At 62.5% G+C, this 16,514-nt stretch carries 14 protein-coding genes; 8 read left to right on the top strand and 6 right to left on the bottom strand.

Translation table 11 applies throughout. The features are described from left to right. Positions 1–205 precede the first annotated feature (205 nt). A complete protein-coding gene (locus tag MFF34_RS16675) occupies positions 206–454 on the top strand; it encodes a hypothetical protein (protein ID WP_238215330.1) in 249 nt (82 codons plus the stop codon). Between the two features lie 307 nt (positions 455–761). Here MFF34_RS16675 and MFF34_RS16670 read toward each other — a convergent pair whose 3' ends face one another. The 3 genes from MFF34_RS16670 to MFF34_RS16660 all read right to left on the bottom strand — a co-directional run bounded on the left by MFF34_RS16670 (position 762) and on the right by MFF34_RS16660 (position 6,529). Beyond that, positions 762–3,572, bottom strand: a complete 2,811-nt coding sequence (locus MFF34_RS16670) for an FAD-binding and (Fe-S)-binding domain-containing protein (protein ID WP_238215328.1) — start codon at positions 3,570–3,572, stop codon at positions 762–764. Between the two features lie 77 nt (positions 3,573–3,649). After that, positions 3,650–4,795: an FMN-dependent L-lactate dehydrogenase LldD gene (lldD, locus tag MFF34_RS16665; RefSeq protein WP_238215326.1), complete on the bottom strand. Its 1,146-nt coding sequence runs from the start codon at positions 4,793–4,795 to the stop codon at positions 3,650–3,652. Between the two features lie 63 nt (positions 4,796–4,858). Next, positions 4,859–6,529, bottom strand: a complete 1,671-nt coding sequence (locus MFF34_RS16660; protein WP_238215323.1) for a lactate permease LctP family transporter — start codon at positions 6,527–6,529, stop codon at positions 4,859–4,861. A gap of 254 nt (positions 6,530–6,783) precedes the next feature. Here MFF34_RS16660 and MFF34_RS16655 point away from each other — a divergent pair, with 254 nt between their 5' ends. Beyond that, positions 6,784–7,524 carry an FCD domain-containing protein gene (locus MFF34_RS16655; RefSeq protein ID WP_238215318.1) on the top strand — a complete coding sequence of 247 codons (741 nt, stop codon included), beginning with the start codon at positions 6,784–6,786 and terminating at the stop codon, positions 7,522–7,524. Positions 7,525–7,531: 7 nt separating this feature from the next. Here MFF34_RS16655 and smpB read toward each other — a convergent pair whose 3' ends face one another. Then, positions 7,532–8,014 (bottom strand): SsrA-binding protein SmpB, encoded by a 483-nt coding sequence (gene smpB / locus MFF34_RS16650; RefSeq protein ID WP_012312633.1) that lies wholly within the window; start codon positions 8,012–8,014, stop codon positions 7,532–7,534. A 163-nt stretch (positions 8,015–8,177) separates the two neighbouring features. Here smpB and MFF34_RS16645 point away from each other — a divergent pair, with 163 nt between their 5' ends. Continuing rightward, positions 8,178–8,612, top strand: a complete 435-nt coding sequence (locus MFF34_RS16645; RefSeq protein WP_027595044.1) for a type II toxin-antitoxin system RatA family toxin — start codon at positions 8,178–8,180, stop codon at positions 8,610–8,612. Positions 8,613–8,669: 57 nt separating this feature from the next. Here the strand turns inward: MFF34_RS16645 and bamE are convergent, their stop codons facing one another. Next, positions 8,670–9,203: an outer membrane protein assembly factor BamE gene (gene bamE / locus MFF34_RS16640; RefSeq protein WP_238215316.1), complete on the bottom strand. Its 534-nt coding sequence runs from the start codon at positions 9,201–9,203 to the stop codon at positions 8,670–8,672. Positions 9,204–9,300: 97 nt separating this feature from the next. Between bamE and fur the strand changes: the two genes are divergently transcribed. Further along, positions 9,301–9,705, top strand: a complete 405-nt coding sequence (gene fur / locus MFF34_RS16635; RefSeq protein ID WP_016391775.1) for a ferric iron uptake transcriptional regulator — start codon at positions 9,301–9,303, stop codon at positions 9,703–9,705. 70 nt (positions 9,706–9,775) lie between these two features. Here the strand turns inward: fur and recN are convergent, their stop codons facing one another. After that, entirely contained in the window at positions 9,776–11,449 is a 1,674-nt protein-coding gene (gene recN / locus MFF34_RS16630; protein WP_027595041.1) for a DNA repair protein RecN, read from the bottom strand. 193 nt (positions 11,450–11,642) lie between these two features. On the opposite strand from recN, the gene grpE reads away from it, so the two are divergent. From grpE to dapB, 4 genes are all read left to right on the top strand, one after another. Further along, positions 11,643–12,197, top strand: coding sequence for a nucleotide exchange factor GrpE (grpE, locus tag MFF34_RS16625; RefSeq protein ID WP_238215314.1), 555 nt, complete (start codon positions 11,643–11,645; stop codon positions 12,195–12,197). Positions 12,198–12,298: 101 nt separating this feature from the next. Beyond that, positions 12,299–14,224, top strand: a complete 1,926-nt coding sequence (gene dnaK / locus MFF34_RS16620; protein WP_099430482.1) for a molecular chaperone DnaK — start codon at positions 12,299–12,301, stop codon at positions 14,222–14,224. Between the two features lie 197 nt (positions 14,225–14,421). Further along, complete coding sequence (gene dnaJ / locus MFF34_RS16615) at positions 14,422–15,552, top strand: molecular chaperone DnaJ (RefSeq protein ID WP_027595038.1); 1,131 nt, start codon at positions 14,422–14,424, stop codon at positions 15,550–15,552. 13 nt (positions 15,553–15,565) lie between these two features. Further along, entirely contained in the window at positions 15,566–16,369 is an 804-nt protein-coding gene (gene dapB, locus MFF34_RS16610) for a 4-hydroxy-tetrahydrodipicolinate reductase (RefSeq protein ID WP_238215313.1), read from the top strand. The last annotated feature ends 145 nt before the right edge of the window (positions 16,370–16,514 follow it).

Raw genomic sequence — 16,514 nt, 5'->3', positions numbered from 1 at the left:
TTCCCTGGGTCGCTGAGGTTTGGCGACCGGGTGTGAGAGCCCGGCGATTACATCGTGCCTTTGTTATGGCAGCCGTTCGTGGGCAGGCTTCGGCCTGGCCGGAATCCCGATGTTCGCCGGTCTCTCACCCCGCGTTCGGCTGCCGCCTTCTGTCTGTGAGAGGAAAGAGGGTGACGGCTCCGTTTATGAGCTCGGAGAAATCACCATGAAGAAGATTGTTCCTGATCCACCTAGCCAAACGTCGCCACGTTCGTTCTATACCATCGACAACAAGGTCCCTTCACCGGAGGCGTTGCTGTACGCCATTCAGTTGATGCGCGGGATTGAAGACACGTTGGACGAATACATTTGCGGTAATGCCGGTGAGCCGGGGATCGGCATGCTGGTGAATTCGGTGCATAACGTGCAGATGAGTAGGGCGTTGGCTGAGCTGGTGTTGGGGCGCGAGCCATGATGTTAGTCAGTTGAGGCCAGTGGGGTCGCTGTGCGACCCATCGCAGGCAAGCCAGCTCCTACAGGGGGGCGTGTAGCTTTCAAGGTCAGTGTTAGCCCTGAGGTAGAGGTAATGAGCGGGGCGTTGGCTGGCGCGCGAGCCATGATGTTAGTTAGTTGAGGCCATTGGGGTCGCTGCGCGACCCATCGCAGGCAAGCCAGCTCCCACATGGATAGCACCGGTCTTGAGAGCTGCACAGCCCTGTAGGAGCTGGCTTGCCTGCGATGGGCTGCGCAGCAGCCCCCTTCTACAATGGCCGCACCCGCTTTTAGATTGTGCGCGGTCGGGTGACGCGGTCTACCAGGTACACCAGGCCGTGGTAGTCGATGCCGCTGTGGCTCGACAACCCGATTTCGCAGGTGCGGCTGGTGGAAATGCCTTCGCTGCAATACTGCACCGCATCCTTCAGGCTGCGCAGCGCGTGGGCATTGAGCTCTGGCGTGGTGAAGCCTTTATCACCGGCAAACCCGCAGCAGTGAATACCTTCCGGGATCACCACCTGGTTGCTGCAACGCCGCGCCAGGTCGATCAGCGCTTGGCTTTCGCCCAGGTGCTGGGTGCTACAGGTCACGTGCACGGCCACCGGCTCGTCTTGGGGGGTGAACTCCAGTTTGTCCAGCAGGTGGGTGCGGATGAAGCGCACGGGGTCATACAGGTCCAGGCGGGTGTCGCCCAGGTCTTGCACCAGGCGCAGGGTGCACGGGCTGGTGTCGCAGTAGATCGGGTCGAGGCCGCCGCGGCTGGCGTGCAGCAGGGCGTTGATCAGTTCCTGGCGTTTGTGCTCGGCCTGCTCTGGGTAACCTTTGGAGGCGAACGGCTGGCCGCAGCAGAGGCTGTCGGCGTTGTCGGGGAACACGACTTGGTAACCGGCTTTTTCCAGCAGGGCGCGGGTCTTGTCCAGCAGCGAGCTTTGTTCGCGGTCGGCATAGGCGGGGCCCATCACGCGCGAGACGCAGGCGGCCAAGTACACGACGCGGGGGCGGGCGTCGTTGCTCGCTGGGCCGAAGTCGATGGCGCGCAGCGGCTGGGGCATGGCGGGCGTCCACTGGGGCAGTCGGCCGTTGCTGGCGTTGCTCAGCGATGCGGTCAGGCGGCTTAGGCGTGGGGCGCCGAGCAGCTTGCGGGCGGTGTTGGCGGCGGTGAGGGTGAGGCGGGCGCCATTCAAGGCCGTGTGGAAATGGTCGGCCAGCCAGTCGGCGGTTTTCTCGTGCTCGGCGGCCTGGCTGCGCAGCTTCTTCACCAGCTCGCCGGTGTTGATGCCGACCGGGCAGCGCTGGGCGCACAGGCCGGTGGCGGCGCAGGTGTCGAGGCCTTGGTATTGGTAAGTCTTGAGCAGTGCGCGGGTATCGAGGCCGGCGCGTTTCTTGGCCTGGATATCACGCCACATGACGATGCGCTGGCGTGGGCTGAGGGTCAGGCCTTTGGAGGGGCACACGGGTTCGCAGAAGCCGCACTCGATGCACTTGTCGACGATTTCGTCGGCAGCCGGCAGGGGCTTGAGGTTTTTCAGGTGGATGTCCGGATCGGTGCTCAACACCACGTCGGGGTTGAGGATGCCGTTGGGGTCGAGCAGGCGTTTGAGTGCCCACATCAACTGGTAGGCGTCATGGCCCCACTCCAGTTCCACGAACGGCGCCATGTTGCGCCCGGTGCCGTGCTCGGCCTTCAGCGAGCCACCGAACTCCACGGCCACCAGCTGTGCCACGTCGTCCATGAAGGCTTGGTAACGCGCGACTTCTTCGGGGCTGTTGAAGCCTTGGGTGAAGACGAAGTGCAGGTTGCCCTCCAGGGCATGGCCGAAAATGATCGCCTCGTCATAGTGGTGCTTGTCGAACAGCTGGATCAGGCGGTTGACGCCCTCGGCCAGTTGCTCGACGGGGAAGGTGACGTCTTCGATGATCACTGTGGTGCCGGTCTGGCGCACAGCGCCGACGGCGGGGAAGGTGTCTTTGCGGATTTTCCACAGCTGGTTGTACACCGCTGGGTCTTCGCTGAACTCGACCTTTTGCTCCAGGGGGTAGTCGGCAATCGACGCCATCACGTGGTGCAGTTGTTCGTGCAGCAGCGTCTGGCTGGCGGCGCGGGATTCGATCAGCAGCGCGCAGGCATTGTCTGACAGGCCTTTTACCCACAGGGGCATGCCGGGCATGTTTTGCACCGAGCGCAGGCTGCGGCGGTCGAGCAGTTCGACGGCAGAAACGGGCTGGCGCTTGAGCACGGTTACCGCGCGGCAGCAGCTCTCGACGCTGGGGAACACCAGCAAGGCGCTGGCCTTGTGTGGGTGGTCTGGCACGGTGTCGTAGGTGACGGCGCTGATGAAGCCCAGCGTGCCTTCAGACCCAACCAGCAAGTGCTGCAGGATATCGAGTGGCTGGTCGTAGTCCACCAGCGCATTGAGCGACAGGCCGGTGGTGTTCTTCAGCCGGTACTTGTGGCGGATGCGGTCTGCCAGTTCGGTGTTGGCGCGGGTTTCGCGGCCCAGGCGGGCCAGGGCTTCCAGCAGGTCGGCATGGCTGTGCTCGAAGGCCGCGACGCTGGCCGGGTCTTCGCTGTCCAGGCGGGTGCCGTCGGCCAGTACCAAGCGCAGGCCGGCCAGGGTGTGATAGGTATTTTGCGCAGTGCCGCAGCACATGCCGCTGGCGTTGTTGGCGACGATGCCGCCGATTTTGCTGGCGTTGATCGAGGCGGGGTCTGGGCCGATTTTGCGGCCGTAGGGGGCCAGCCAGGCATTGGCCTGGGCGCCGATGACGCCGGGCTGCAGGCGGATCTGCTCACCCTGGCCGCGGATCTCGCGGCCGTTCCAGTTGTCGCCGAGCACAATCAGTACCGAGTCGCTGATGGCCTGCCCAGAAAGGCTGGTGCCGGCGGCGCGGAAGGTCACCGGCACGCGCTCGCGCTGGGCCAGCTGCAGCAGGCCGACCACTTCGTCTTCAGACTCGACGCGCACCACCAGCTTGGGGATCAGCCGATAGAAGCTGGCATCGGTGCCAAAGGCCAGGGTGGAGGTCGGGTCATCGAAACGGCGTTCGGCAGGTATCAGGCGCTCGACATCACGCAGGAACGCAGCGGGCAGGCTCATGCAATCTCCTCGCGGGGCCACGGCGTCTGGTGCGCCGCGTGCCCCGGTCAATCAGGCGGTGTTTCGTGGGGGCGCGTTCAGGCGCCCAGTTCGCGGACCAGCGAGTCGCGGGTGATTTCGCTGATCGACTTGGCACCGGTCAGTACCATGGCCACGCGCATTTCCTTCTCGAACAGTTCGAGCAGGTTCTTCACCCCGGCTTCGCCATGCACGGCGAGGGCCCACAGGAAGGCGCGGCCGATCAGCACGGTGTCGGCGCCCATGGCGATCATGCGCACCACGTCGAGGCCGCTGCGGATGCCGGAGTCGGCGAGGATCTTCAGGTCGCCTTTCACCGCGTCGGCAATCGCCGGCAGGGCGCGGGCGCTGGACAACACGCCGTCGAGCTGGCGGCCGCCGTGGTTGGACACGACGATGCCGTCGGCACCGAACTTGACCGCGTCGCGGGCATCGTCGGCATCCAGGATGCCCTTGATGATCATCGGGCCTTCCCAGAAGTCGCGGATCCACTCCAGGTCTTTCCAGGAGATCGACGGGTCGAAGTTGTTGCCCAGCCAGCCGATGTAGTCGGCCAGGCCCGTGGGGTTGCCACGGTATTTGGAGATGTTGCCGAGGTCGTGCGGGCGGCCCATCACGCCGACGTCCCACGCCCATTCAGGGTGAGTCATGGCTTGTAGCACGCGGCGCATCGGCCCGTTTTTGCCGCTCATGCCGGAGTGGGCGTCGCGGTAGCGGGCGCCGGGTACGGGCATGTCGACGGTGAACACCAGGGTCTTGACCCCGGCCGCCTTGGCCCGCTCCAGCGCATTGCGCATGAAGCCGCGGTCCTTGAGCACGTACAGCTGGAACCACATCGGCCGGTTGATGGCCGGGGCGACTTCCTCGATCGGGCACACCGACACCGTCGACATTGTGAACGGGATGCCATGGGCTGCGGCGGCGCGTGCGGCCTGGACTTCGCCACGGCGGGCGTACATGCCGGTCAGGCCGACCGGGGCCAGGGCCACGGGCATGCTCAGGGTTTCGTCTAACAGCTGGGTTTCCAGGCTGAGCTCGGACATGTTCTTCAACACGCGCTGGCGCAGGGCGATGCTGGCCAGGTCCGAGACGTTGTGGCGCAACGTGTGCTCGGCGTAGGCGCCGCCGTCGGCGTAGTGGAAGAGGAAGGGGGGCAGCTTGCGTTGGGCCGCGGCGCGATAGTCGGTAGAGGCGGAAATGATCATGGATTCTCGCAGCGTTGCTTGAGGGGAATGCCGGGCGCAGCGTGGCGCCCGGCCCCTTTCACTTTAGTGATGAACCAGCATGCCGGTCAGCCAGTAAGCCTGGATCAGGGTGATCAGGCCCACGATGGTGGCGAAGAACAGGCTGTGCTTGACGGTGAAGCGGAACAGGTCGGATTCCTTGCCTACCAGGCCGGTGGCGGCGCAGGCCACGGCAATGGATTGTGGCGAGATCATCTTGCCGGTCACGCCGCCGCTGGTGTTGGCGGCCACCAGCAGGGTGTCGTTGACCCCGATCTGGTGTGCGGTGGTGGCTTGCAGCGAGCTGAACAGGGCGTTGGACGAGGTGTCCGAGCCTGTCAGGAACACGCCCAGCCAGCCGAGGAACGGCGAGAAGAACGGGAACGCGGCGCCGGTGCCGGCCAGGACCAGGGCCATGGTCGAGGACATGCCCGAGTAGTTGGTGACGAAGGCGAAGGCCAGCACCATGCCGATCGACAGGATGGGCCAGCGCAGTTCCCAGAACGTCTCTTTTAAAGTGGTCAGACCAGTTTTGAAGTTGATCTTGAGCACCGCCATGGAGATCAGCGCCGAGAGGAAGATCGCGGTGCCGGTGGCGGAGATCGGGTCGAGCTTGAACACCGCTGGCATGGCGGTCGGCGCGGCAACGATCGGCGCGGTCTTGATCACCAGTTGGTCAAGGTGCGGGATGGCGAAGTTGAACACGAAGTTGTACATCGCACCGCCTGGCGCGAATGCGGCCTTGAATGGCTTCAAAGTCCAGATGGTGACCAGCACGGTGAGGATCAGGAACGGTGACCAGGCCTTGAAGATCTCGCCGAAGCTGTAAGGGCTTGGCTGGCTGCCGCCGGATTGCACGACGGCGGCGCCGACGCTGCCTTTGGCTTGTGCGAACGAACGCTTGGGCTGCCAGACTTTGAGGAACAGGGTCAGGCAGATCAGGCTGGCCAGGGCCGAGGTGATGTCCGGCAGCTCTGGGCCGATGAAGTTCGAGGTGAAGTACTGGGTAACGGCGAAGCTCAGGCCGGCGACCAGGGCGGCGGGCCAGGTTTCTTTCACGCCGCGCAGGCCGTCCATCATGAACACCAGCCAGAACGGCACGAACAGCGACAGCAGCGGCAGTTGGCGGCCGGTCATGGCGCCAATGTGGAAGGCGTCGATGCCGGTGACCTGGCCGGCCACGATGATCGGGATGCCCAGCGCGCCGAAGGCGACCGGCGCGGTGTTGGCGATCAGGCACAGGCCGGCGGCGTACAGCGGGTTGAAGCCCAGGCCCACCAGCAGTGCGGCAGTGATGGCCACCGGGGCGCCGAAGCCGGCCGCGCCTTCGAGGAAGGCACCGAAGCAGAAGCCGATCAGCAGCACTTGCAGGCGCTGGTCGTCGGTGATCGACAGCACCGAGCTGCGGATCACTTCGAACTGGCCGCTCTTGACCGTGAGTTTGTACAGGAACACCGCGGCAACGATGATCCAGGCAATCGGCCAGAGGCCGTAGAGGAAGCCATAACCCGCGGCGGCGAAGGCCATGTCGACAGGCATCTGGAAGGCGAAGATCGCCACCAGGATCGACAGCGCGAGGGTGATGCTGCCGGCGACGTGGCCTTTGAGGCGGAACACGGCGAGGGCGAGGAAGAAGAACACGATAGGGATGACCGCCGCCAGTGCGGACAGGCCAAGACTACCAAGCGGGCTATAGAGTTGTTGCCAGGTTTGCATATGGGGTGACCCCTAATTGTTGTTGGTCAGCACTGGCATTGGATAATTGGTAAGACCAATTTACAATGTCTGGGCGCTAGGTTAAAAGCGCTGTCGTGGGTGTGTCAATTTGTCCGACACAAAACTTTGGTCGCGTGCCGATGAGTGGGCGTCTGATGGCCTTGGAAAAACCCAGGGTGATGGGTGTGTGCGCGGCGCGGATCGGCGAGAATAGGGCCCCCTGAAATTTGCCGGGGGTTTGTGGAGAGCATGTGATGGTTTTTGATCAGGTCCGCCAACGGCGCCTGTCCGACGACATCGTCGATCGGTTGGAGGGGATGATTCTCGAAGGCACGCTGACCTCGGGCCAGCGCTTGCCGGCTGAGCGCGTTCTGGCCGAACAGTTCGGTGTGTCGCGCCCGTCACTGCGTGAGGCGATTCAGAAGCTGGTGGCCAAGGGGCTGCTGATTAGCCGCCAGGGCGGTGGCAACTTTGTCGCTGAATCGCTGGGGTCGACGTTCAGCGACCCACTGTTGCAGCTGCTTGAGCACAGCCCTGAAGCGCAGCGCGACCTGCTCGAATTTCGCCATACCCTCGAGGCATCCTGCGCGTATTACGCGGCCCAGCGCGCCACCGAGCCTGACCGTGCACGGCTGAAAGAGGCTTTTGACACGCTGCAGGACTGCTACACCCGCGTTGACGAAGTGACCCGGGCAGAGGAGGGTGCCGCTGACGCGCGCTTCCACCTGGCGATAGCCGAGGCCAGCCATAACGCGGTCTTGCTGCATACCATCCGCGGTTTGTTCGACCTGCTAAAGCGGAACGTGGTGACCAATATCGGTGGCATGTACCAGCAGCGGACTGAAACGCGGGACATGCTGATCAGTCAGCACCGGGAGCTGTACCTGGCGATTGTCGAGGGCAGGGCGGAGGAGGCGCGGGAGGTTTCCAGTCGGCACATTTTGTATGTGCAGGAGGTGCTGGAGGAGGCGCACGAAGAGGCCCGAACAGGCTAAAGAAGATCTAGTCTTCCTTGCCCTTGTTACGCACGGCACGCTGCAGCTCGCGGTTGGAATCGCGTTCGCGCACGGTGTCGCGCTTGTCGAATTCCTTCTTGCCCTTGCCAAGCGCGATCTCGCACTTGATCAGGTGCTTGCTCCAGTACAGCGCCAAGGCCACACAGGTGTAGCCTTTCTGCGCCACAGCCGCTTCCACCCGCTCGAGCTCGCGCTTGTTCAGCAGCAGCTTGCGTGAGCGGATAGGGTCGGCGATGACGTGGGTGCTGGCCGTGGTCAGCGGGGTGATGTGGCTGCCGAACAGCCAGGCTTCGCCATCCTTGAGCAGCACGTAGCTGTCGGTCAGGTGCGCCTTGCCGGCCCGCAGGCTCTTTACTTCCCAACCGGACAGGACCAGCCCGGCCTCGAACTTGTGTTCGATGAAGTAATCGTGTCGCGCTTTCTTGTTTTGCGCGATGGTCCCGGTCGGATGTTTCTTTTGTTTAGCCATAGGGGCGGCATTATAGGCAACTCGATGCGTGGTCGGCTATGGGATTTCGGTGTGCTTGAGCCACTGCAATGAATACCGGACAATACAGGCCCTGTCGTAGGTACAGAACCTGCTTTTGGCACGCTGCGAAGCGCCGCCACCCAGCCTTGGAAGTGACGCCTGGATGACTACCCATATTCAACGCTCCGCCCTGCTGCCGTATCCCGCCCAGGCGCTTTACGATCTGGTCAATGACGTGGCCAGCTACCCGCAATTTCTGCCGTGGTGCTCGGCATCGACGGTCATCGAGGCCAGTGACACGCACATGCGCGCCAAGCTGGAGGTTGCCAAAGGTGGCATGAGCCAGCATTTCGTTACGCGCAATGTGCTGGTGCCTGGGCAATCCATCGAAATGAACCTGGAAGAGGGGCCGTTCTCCCAGCTGCACGGTGTGTGGGTGTTCAAGCCGCTGGGCGAGAAGGCCTGCAAGATCAGCCTGGACTTGTCCTTCGATTATGCCGGGCCGTTGGTGCGGGCCACGTTGGGGCCGCTGTTCAACCAGGCCGCCAACACCTTGGTAGATGCCTTCTGCCAGCGCGCCAAGCAGCTCAATAGCTGAGCAGTGGCGCACAAAAAAGCCCGGGCCAAGGCCCGGGCTTTTTTATGATCGCCGCGCTTACTGCGGGGAGGTTTCCAGCGGTGCCGGCGTCGGGACCGGAGTGGTCTCGATGGTGTCGATCTCGCGCTGGATGGATTCTTCCACCGAACCGGGTTTGGCCGGTTTCTCTTCAGGCTGCGGCGTGGCCTGCTCTGGCTGGGCCGCCGGGCTGACCGTGGTGTCGCTGCTGCCACCGAGGATTTCCTGGTCGCGGCTCACACCTGGCATGAAGTCGCCAGACAGGCTGACCAACTGGTCGCTTTCGTTGAAGAAAATGCTCATGCGCTCTTGCTGGCGTTTTCCGCCACCAGGCTGCAGGCTGTACAGGTAGTCCCAACGGTTGGTGTTGAACGTGTCCTGAATCAGGGGGTTGCCCATGATAAACCTTACTTGCCGTCGGGTCATTCCCGGGCGTAATTGGTCTATCATGTCCTGCGTGACGACATTGCCCTGCTGGATGTCGATTTTGTAAACCCCGGGAAACGAGCAACCGGCGAGTGCGAGCAGTCCCACTAGGGTGAGGCTGGTTAGCAAGAGCTTGGTGTTTTGCATCGGTGGGCGACTTCCACTATCTTGGCTGGACAACGTAAACCCCGATCATACCCGTATTAAGAGAAGCTGCGAAGCAGCATCGGCGAGAAAGCTGACCATGGTTGAAAATAGCGAATTACGCAAAGCCGGTCTCAAGGTTACCCTGCCTCGAGTAAAGATCCTTCAGATGCTCGATTCTACCGAGCAGCGTCACATGAGTGCCGAGGATGTCTACAAGGCCTTGATGGAAGCTGGTGAGGACGTCGGCCTGGCCACCGTCTACCGCGTGCTGACCCAGTTCGAAGCGGCGGGTCTGGTGGTTCGCCACAACTTCGACGGCGGTCATGCGGTCTTCGAACTGGCGGATGGCGGTCACCACGACCACATGGTCAACGTGGAGACCAGTGAAGTCATCGAGTTCATGGATGCTGAAATCGAGCGGCGTCAGCGCGAGATCGTGGCCGAGCATGGCTACGAGCTGGTGGACCACAACCTGGTCCTCTATGTGCGTAAGAAAAAGTAACGATTTCGATCGTTATAAATAGCAAAGGCGACCTTCGGGTCGCCTTTGTGCTTTTTGTGTAGGTCAGTCACTAAGCCTTGCCGCTGACTACCATCTTGCGTGCATGTGCCAGGGATTCCTTGGTCAGGTCGATGCCGCCCAGCATGCGCGCTACTTCCTCGACCCGTTCGCGTTTACCCAGGCTGGCCACCGCCGTGTGGGTGGTGTCGCTGTGGCGCACCTTGTGCACGAACAGGTGGTGATGCCCTTGTGCCGCGACCTGCGGCAGGTGGGTTACGGTCAGTACCTGGCCGCGGTCACCCAGCCGGCGCAGCAGTTGGCCGACGATCTCCGCCGTAGGGCCGCCGATGCCGACGTCGACTTCGTCGAACACCAGGGTCGGGATGCGCGAGGTCTGTGCAGTGATCACCTGGATCGCCAGGCTGATGCGTGACAGCTCGCCACCCGAGGCGACCTTGGCCAGGCCTTTGAGTGGCTGGCCGGGGTTGGCGCTCACCAACAGTTCGATCTGCTCGAGGCCGTGGGGCGACAGGTCGTTGCCTTCGTTGGGGGTAAGCTCGATGCAGAAGCGACCACCCGGCATACCCAGGCGTTGGACTTCTTGCTCGACGGCGACCGCCAACTGTTGCGCGGCCTGCTGGCGCAAGGCGCTCAGCTCGCGAGCCCGCTCTTTATAGTGCTGGGCATAGGCGGCCAGCTCTTCGCCCAGGCGCTCGATCGATTCGTCGCTGGCGTTCAAGCCTTCCAGCTCTTCCATCAAGCGCTGCTGCAGATGCGGCAGTTCGGTGGGGTGCACGCGGTGTTTGCGGGCCAGGGTGTAGATAGTGTCGAGGCGCTCTTCCAGGGCCTGCAGGCGCATGGGGTCGGCGTCGAAGTGATCGAGGAAGCGGTTGAGCTCGCCCACGGCTTCTTCGACCTGAATCTGCGCGCTCGCAATCAAGTTGGCGGCTTCGCCCAGTGCCTTGGGTGAATTGGTGGCGGCACCCAGCCGATTGAGGCTGGAGGTGAGGGCGCTGAGCACATTACCCGAGTCGCTCTCGCTGCACTGGTCGATGACCTGGCGGCAGATGCCGAACAGGGCTTCGGCGTTGGTCAGGTTCTTATGTTCCTGCTCCAGCTGTACCAGCTCGTTTTCGCCCAGGCCGAGGTTGTCCAGCTCCTCGAGCTGATAGCTCAACAGCTGGTGGCGGGCGCGTTGCTCGTCACCGGAATTGGACAGGCGCTCCAGCTCCAGGCGGGTCTGGTTCCAGCGCTTGGCGGCCAGTTGCACCTGGCGGGCCAGGTCGATGGCGCCGGCGTATTCGTCCAGCAGGCGCCGATGGGTGTCGGTTTTGAGCAGCGACTGGTGCTCGTGCTGGCTGTGGATGTCGATCAGCAGTTCGCCAAGCGATTTGAGGTCGCTGAGCGGGCAAGGCGTGCCATTGATGTAGCCACGGCTGCGGCCTTCGGCGGTGATCACCCGGCGCAGGATGCACGGGCCGTCATTGTCCAGGTCACGCTCGGCCAGCCAGGTGCTGGCTTCGGGGATGTCTGCCAGGTCGAAGGTGGCGAGGATGTCCGCCTTGTCTGCACCGGGGCGCACCACGCCGCTGTCTGCGCGGTCGCCGAGGGCCAGGCCGAGGGCGTCGAGCATGATCGATTTGCCTGCGCCGGTCTCGCCGGTGATGACGGACATGCCGCGGGCAAGCTCAAGGTCGAGGTGTTCGACGATGGCGTAGTTGTGAATGGACAGGTGCACCAGCATGGGGGCGGCTCCCGAAGGTTCAGGTCTGGTTATTTATACAGTACTTTTTTCCACCCTGACAATGCCCGCTCAGAGATTCTCATGTGGCCCGGAAAACCACGCTGCCCCTTGAAGCTGGTTTTTCCGGCCCCATATAGCCGACAACAAAGGCGAGCCTGGCTCGTAATCCAGAAATTTGCGCAGGAGAGACCCAATGGCTGACGAACAGCTGAATGAGAAAGACCTTAACGTCGAAGAAACCGGTGCAGATGCTGTCGGCGCCCGTGTTCTGGAGCTCGAGGAACAGCTGGCCGCCGCCAAGGATCAGTCGCTGCGCGCTGTTGCCGATTTGCAGAACGTGCGCCGTCGCGCCGAGCAGGATGTCGAGAAGGCCCACAAGTTCGCCCTGGAGAAGTTCTCCAGCGACCTGCTGCCGGTGATCGACAGCCTGGAACTGGCCCTGGCCCACTCCAGCGCCGACGACGAACACGTCAAGCAGATCCGTGAAGGCGTCGAGCTGACCTTGAAGATGTTCCAGGACACCCTCAAGCGCTACAACCTCGAAGCTGTCGACCCGCACGGCCAGCCGTTCAACCCTGAACACCATCAGGCCATGGCCATGCAGGAAAACGGCGAAGTAGAGCCGAACAGCGTGTTGAACGTGTTCCAGAAAGGCTACCTGCTCAACGGCCGCCTGCTGCGCCCCGCCATGGTGGTGGTCAGCAAGGCGCCAAGTGCAGCTCAGCCTTCGATCAACGAAAAGGCTTGAAATCCGCCGGGGCAACCCCATCTAGGTGTCAAGCCTTCAAGTATTACCGCAGTTGGCCAAAGTAGTCGCTGCTACCAAATTCAAGTTTCGGGAGAGTTAACATGGGTAAAATCATCGGTATCGACCTGGGGACCACCAACTCGTGCGTCTCCATCCTGGAAAACGGTAACGTCAAAGTCATCGAAAACGCCGAGGGTGCGCGTACTACCCCTTCGATCGTGGCGTACGCCAACGATGGCGAAATCCTGGTGGGTCAGTCGGCCAAGCGCCAGGCTGTCACCAACCCGCACAACACCCTGTTCGCAGTGAAGCGCCTGATTGGCCGCCGCTTCGAAGAGCAAGTCGTGCAAAAAGACATTCAGCTGGTTCCGTACAAGATCGCCAAGGCTGACAACGGTGACGCCTGGGTTGAAGTCAACGGCCAGAAAATGGCACCGCCGCAAATCAGCGCCGAAGTGCTGAAGAAAATGAAGAAGACCGCCGAAGACTACCTCGGCGAGCCTGTCACCGAAGCGGTCATCACCGTTCCGGCCTACTTCAACGACAGCCAGCGCCAGGCTACCAAAGACGCCGGCCGCATCGCCGGTCTGGACGTCAAACGCATCATCAACGAGCCGACCGCTGCTGCACTGGCGTACGGCATGGACAAGGCCAAGGGCGACCACACTGTCATCGTTTATGACCTGGGTGGCGGTACCTTCGACGTTTCGGTCATCGAAATCGCCGAAGTCGACGGTGAGCACCAGTTCGAAGTACTGGCGACCAACGGTGACACCTTCCTGGGTGGCGAAGACTTCGACATGCTGCTGATCGACTACCTGGTCGAAGAGTTCAAGAAAGAGTCCGGCATGAACCTGAAGGGCGACCCTCTGGCCATGCAGCGTCTGAAAGAAGCCGCGGAAAAGGCCAAGATCGAGCTGTCTTCCGCTCAGTCGACCGACGTCAACCTGCCGTACATCACTGCAGACGCCACCGGTCCTAAGCACCTGAACGTGAAGATCTCCCGCGCCAAGCTGGAGTCGCTGGTAGAAGAGCTGGTGCAGCGCACCATCGAGCCTTGCCGCATCGCGCTGAAAGACGCTGGCATCGACGCCAGCAAGATCGACGACGTGATCCTGGTCGGCGGCCAGACCCGTATGCCGCTGGTACAGAAAACCGTTGCTGATTTCTTCGGCAAGGAAGCACGCAAGGACGTCAACCCGGACGAAGCCGTCGCCATGGGCGCCGCTATCCAGGGTGCCGTTCTGGCCGGTGACGTTAAAGACGTTCTGCTGCTGGACGTCAGCCCGCTGACCCTGGGTATCGAAACCATGGGTGGCGTGATGACCGCGCTGATCGAGAAAAACACCACCATCCCGACCAAGAAGTCGCAGGTGTTCTCGACGGCCGACGACAACCAGGGCGCAGTGACCATTCACGTGCTGCAGGGCGAGCGTAAGCAAGCTTCGCAGAACAAGTCGCTGGGCAAGTTCGACCTGGCTGACATTCCGCCAGCACCGCGTGGTGTTCCGCAGATCGAAGTGACCTTCGACATCGACGCCAACGGCATCCTGCACGTCGGCGCGAAAGACAAGGCCACCGGCAAGACCCAGTCGATCGTGATCAAGGCCAACTCCGGCCTGTCCGACGAAGAAATCGAGAAAATGGTGCGTGACGCCGAGGCCAACGCCGAGGAAGACCGCAAGTTCGAAGAGCTGGCCGGTGCCCGTAACCAGGGTGACGCGCTGGTTCACTCGACCCGCAAGATGGTTGCAGATGCAGGTGACAAGGTCACCGCTGAAGAAAAAACTGCCATCGAAGCTGCCGTCGTTGCCCTGGAAGCCGCTGTAAAAGGCGACGACAAGGCCGCGATCGACGCCAAGGTCGAAGAGCTGTCCAAGGTGTCGGCACCGGTTGCCCAGAAGATGTACGCCGAGCAGTCGGCCGAACAGCCTCAGGGCGGCGCGCAGCAGGCCGAGCCGGAAGCCAAGCACGATGACGTGGTTGACGCCGAGTTCGAAGAAGTAAAAGGCGACGACAAGAAGTAATCGTTGCATGTTGTCGGCCAGCTCACCGGCGGTTGTCGGTGAGCTGGTAGGATGTCGCCGCGCGGGGGCTTGCTCCCGCGTTGGCGTATCTGGAATTCGAGAATTTTTACAGCATCTGTCAGGGCCATTCGTGGTGTTTGGGCAGGTGCTGATGGCGCGGCGCAGATGCCGAACGCCCAACAAGGTGCAAATGACCTATGTCCAAGCGTGATTATTATGAGGTCCTGGGTGTCGAGCGCGGCGCCAGTGAAGCTGACCTGAAAAAGGCCTATCGCCGCCTGGCGATGAAGTTCCACCCGGACCGCAACCCAGGCGACAAAGAGTCGGAAGACAAGTTCAAGGAGGCCAACGAGGCCTACGAAGTACTGTCTGACGCCAGCAAGCGCGCGGCGTTCGACCAGTACGGCCACGCCGGCGTCGACCCAAGCATGGGCGGCGGCGGTGCAGGCTTCGGTGGCGCCAACTTCTCTGACATCTTTGGTGATGTGTTCAGTGACTTCTTCGGTGGCGGCGGCGGCCGTGGCGGTGGTCGTGGTGGTGCCCAGCGTGGCAGCGACCTGCGCTACACCCTGGAGCTGAACCTGGAAGAAGCAGTGCGTGGCACCACGGTCAGTATCCGCGTGCCGACGCTGGTCAATTGCACGCCTTGCGACGGTTCTGGCGCGAAGAAGGGCTCGACCCCGTCGACCTGCCCGACGTGCGGCGGTATTGGCCAAGTGCGTATGCAGCAAGGCTTCTTCTCGGTGCAGCAGACCTGCCCGCGCTGCCATGGCCAGGGCAAGATCATTACCGACCCTTGCAATTCGTGCCATGGCGAAGGCCGTGTCGAGGAATACAAGACGCTGTCGGTCAAGGTGCCGGCAGGTGTCGATACCGGTGACCGCATTCGCCTGTCGGGCGAAGGCGAGGCCGGTACCCACGGTGGCCCGACCGGCGACCTGTACGTGGTGATCAACGTGCGTGAGCACGAGATCTTCCAGCGTGACGGCAAGCACCTGTACTGCGAAGTGCCGATCAGCTATACCGATGCAGCGCTGGGTGGCGAGTTGGAAGTGCCAACCCTCGATGGCCGCGTGAAGCTGAAGATTCCGGAAGGTACCCAGACCGGCAAGCAGTTCCGCTTGCGTGGCAAGGGTGTTGCGCCGGTGCGCGGTGGCGGTGCCGGTGACCTGCTGTGCCGTGTGGCGGTGGAAACCCCGGTCAACCTCAGCCGTCGTCAGCGCGAGCTGCTCGAAGAGCTGCGTGATTCGCTGGAAGGCGACAGCTCCCATTCGCCCAAGGCCAGTGGCTGGTTCGACGGTGTAAAGCGCTTCTTCGGCGATCTCTGACAAGGAAATAGCGATGCGACGTATTGCAGTGATGGGTGCAGCAGGGCGGATGGGCAAGACCCTCATCGAGGCCGTGCAGCAAACGCCAGGAGCCGGGCTGACGGCGGCGATCGATCGCCCTGACAGCTCGCTGGTCGGGGCTGATGCAGGTGAGCTGGCGGCCCTCGGTCGGATCGGCGTGCTGCTGTCCGATGACCTGGCCAAGGTTGCCGACGAATTCGATGTGCTGATCGACTTCACCCACCCTTCGGTAACCCTGAAAAACCTGGCCTTCTGCCGCAAGCATGGCAAGGCAATGATTATCGGCACCACCGGTTTCAGCGTCGAAGAGAAGCAATTGCTGGCTGACGCGGGCAAGGAAATCCCGATCGTGTTCGCCGCCAACTTCAGTGTGGGCGTCAACCTCAGCCTCAAGCTGCTGGACATGGCGGCGCGGGTGCTGGGTGATGATGTCGACATCGAGATCATCGAAGCGCACCACCGTCACAAGGTCGATGCGCCGTCGGGTACTGCGCTGCGCATGGGCGAAGTGGTTGCCAATGCGTTGGGCCGTAACCTGCAGGAAGTGGCGGTGTATGGCCGTGAAGGCCAGACCGGCGCGCGTGATCGCAAGACCATCGGCTTCGCCACCGTGCGTGCCGGTGATGTGGTGGGTGACCACGCTGTGCTGTTCGCCGCTGAAGGCGAGCGCCTGGAGATCACCCACAAAGCGTCGAGCCGCATGACGTTCGCCAAGGGGGCGGTACGTGCCGCGCTGTGGCTGGACGGGCGCGAGCCGGGCCTGTACGACATGCAGGATGTTCTAGGGCTGCACTGATCCTTGCTGTGTTGCTGATGGGCCAATCGCCGGCAAGCCGGCTCCCACAGGGGGGTGCAAGCCTTCGGGTTGGTGCTGACGGGTGGGAGCCGGCTTGCCGGCGATGGGGTGCAAGGCACCCCCTGTCGCAATCATGTGTTTTAGA

Origin of the sequence: Pseudomonas sp. PAGU 2196, from assembly GCF_022179005.1 — a bacterium.
Taxonomy (GTDB): Bacteria; Pseudomonadota; Gammaproteobacteria; order Pseudomonadales; family Pseudomonadaceae; genus Aquipseudomonas; species Aquipseudomonas kermanshahensis.
The sequence above is the reverse complement of the archived record's forward strand: the minus strand, read 5'-3'. Positions and strand labels throughout refer to the sequence as shown.

Coding starts and splice junctions, on each gene's coding strand:
- dnaK (WP_099430482.1), top strand. CDS start 12,299: ATGGGTAAAATCATCGGTATCGACCTGGGGACCACCAACTCGTGCGTC.
- bamE (WP_238215316.1), bottom strand. CDS start 9,203: ATGCAAAACACCAAGCTCTTGCTAACCAGCCTCACCCTAGTGGGACTG.
- grpE (WP_238215314.1), top strand. CDS start 11,643: ATGGCTGACGAACAGCTGAATGAGAAAGACCTTAACGTCGAAGAAACC.
- lldD (WP_238215326.1), bottom strand. CDS start 4,795: ATGATCATTTCCGCCTCTACCGACTATCGCGCCGCGGCCCAACGCAAG.
- MFF34_RS16670 (WP_238215328.1), bottom strand. CDS start 3,572: ATGAGCCTGCCCGCTGCGTTCCTGCGTGATGTCGAGCGCCTGATACCT.
- smpB (WP_012312633.1), bottom strand. CDS start 8,014: ATGGCTAAACAAAAGAAACATCCGACCGGGACCATCGCGCAAAACAAG.
- MFF34_RS16660 (WP_238215323.1), bottom strand. CDS start 6,529: ATGCAAACCTGGCAACAACTCTATAGCCCGCTTGGTAGTCTTGGCCTG.
- dapB (WP_238215313.1), top strand. CDS start 15,566: ATGCGACGTATTGCAGTGATGGGTGCAGCAGGGCGGATGGGCAAGACC.
- recN (WP_027595041.1), bottom strand. CDS start 11,449: ATGCTGGTGCACCTGTCCATTCACAACTACGCCATCGTCGAACACCTC.
- MFF34_RS16655 (WP_238215318.1), top strand. CDS start 6,784: ATGGTTTTTGATCAGGTCCGCCAACGGCGCCTGTCCGACGACATCGTC.
- dnaJ (WP_027595038.1), top strand. CDS start 14,422: ATGTCCAAGCGTGATTATTATGAGGTCCTGGGTGTCGAGCGCGGCGCC.
- MFF34_RS16675 (WP_238215330.1), top strand. CDS start 206: ATGAAGAAGATTGTTCCTGATCCACCTAGCCAAACGTCGCCACGTTCG.
- fur (WP_016391775.1), top strand. CDS start 9,301: ATGGTTGAAAATAGCGAATTACGCAAAGCCGGTCTCAAGGTTACCCTG.
- MFF34_RS16645 (WP_027595044.1), top strand. CDS start 8,178: ATGACTACCCATATTCAACGCTCCGCCCTGCTGCCGTATCCCGCCCAG.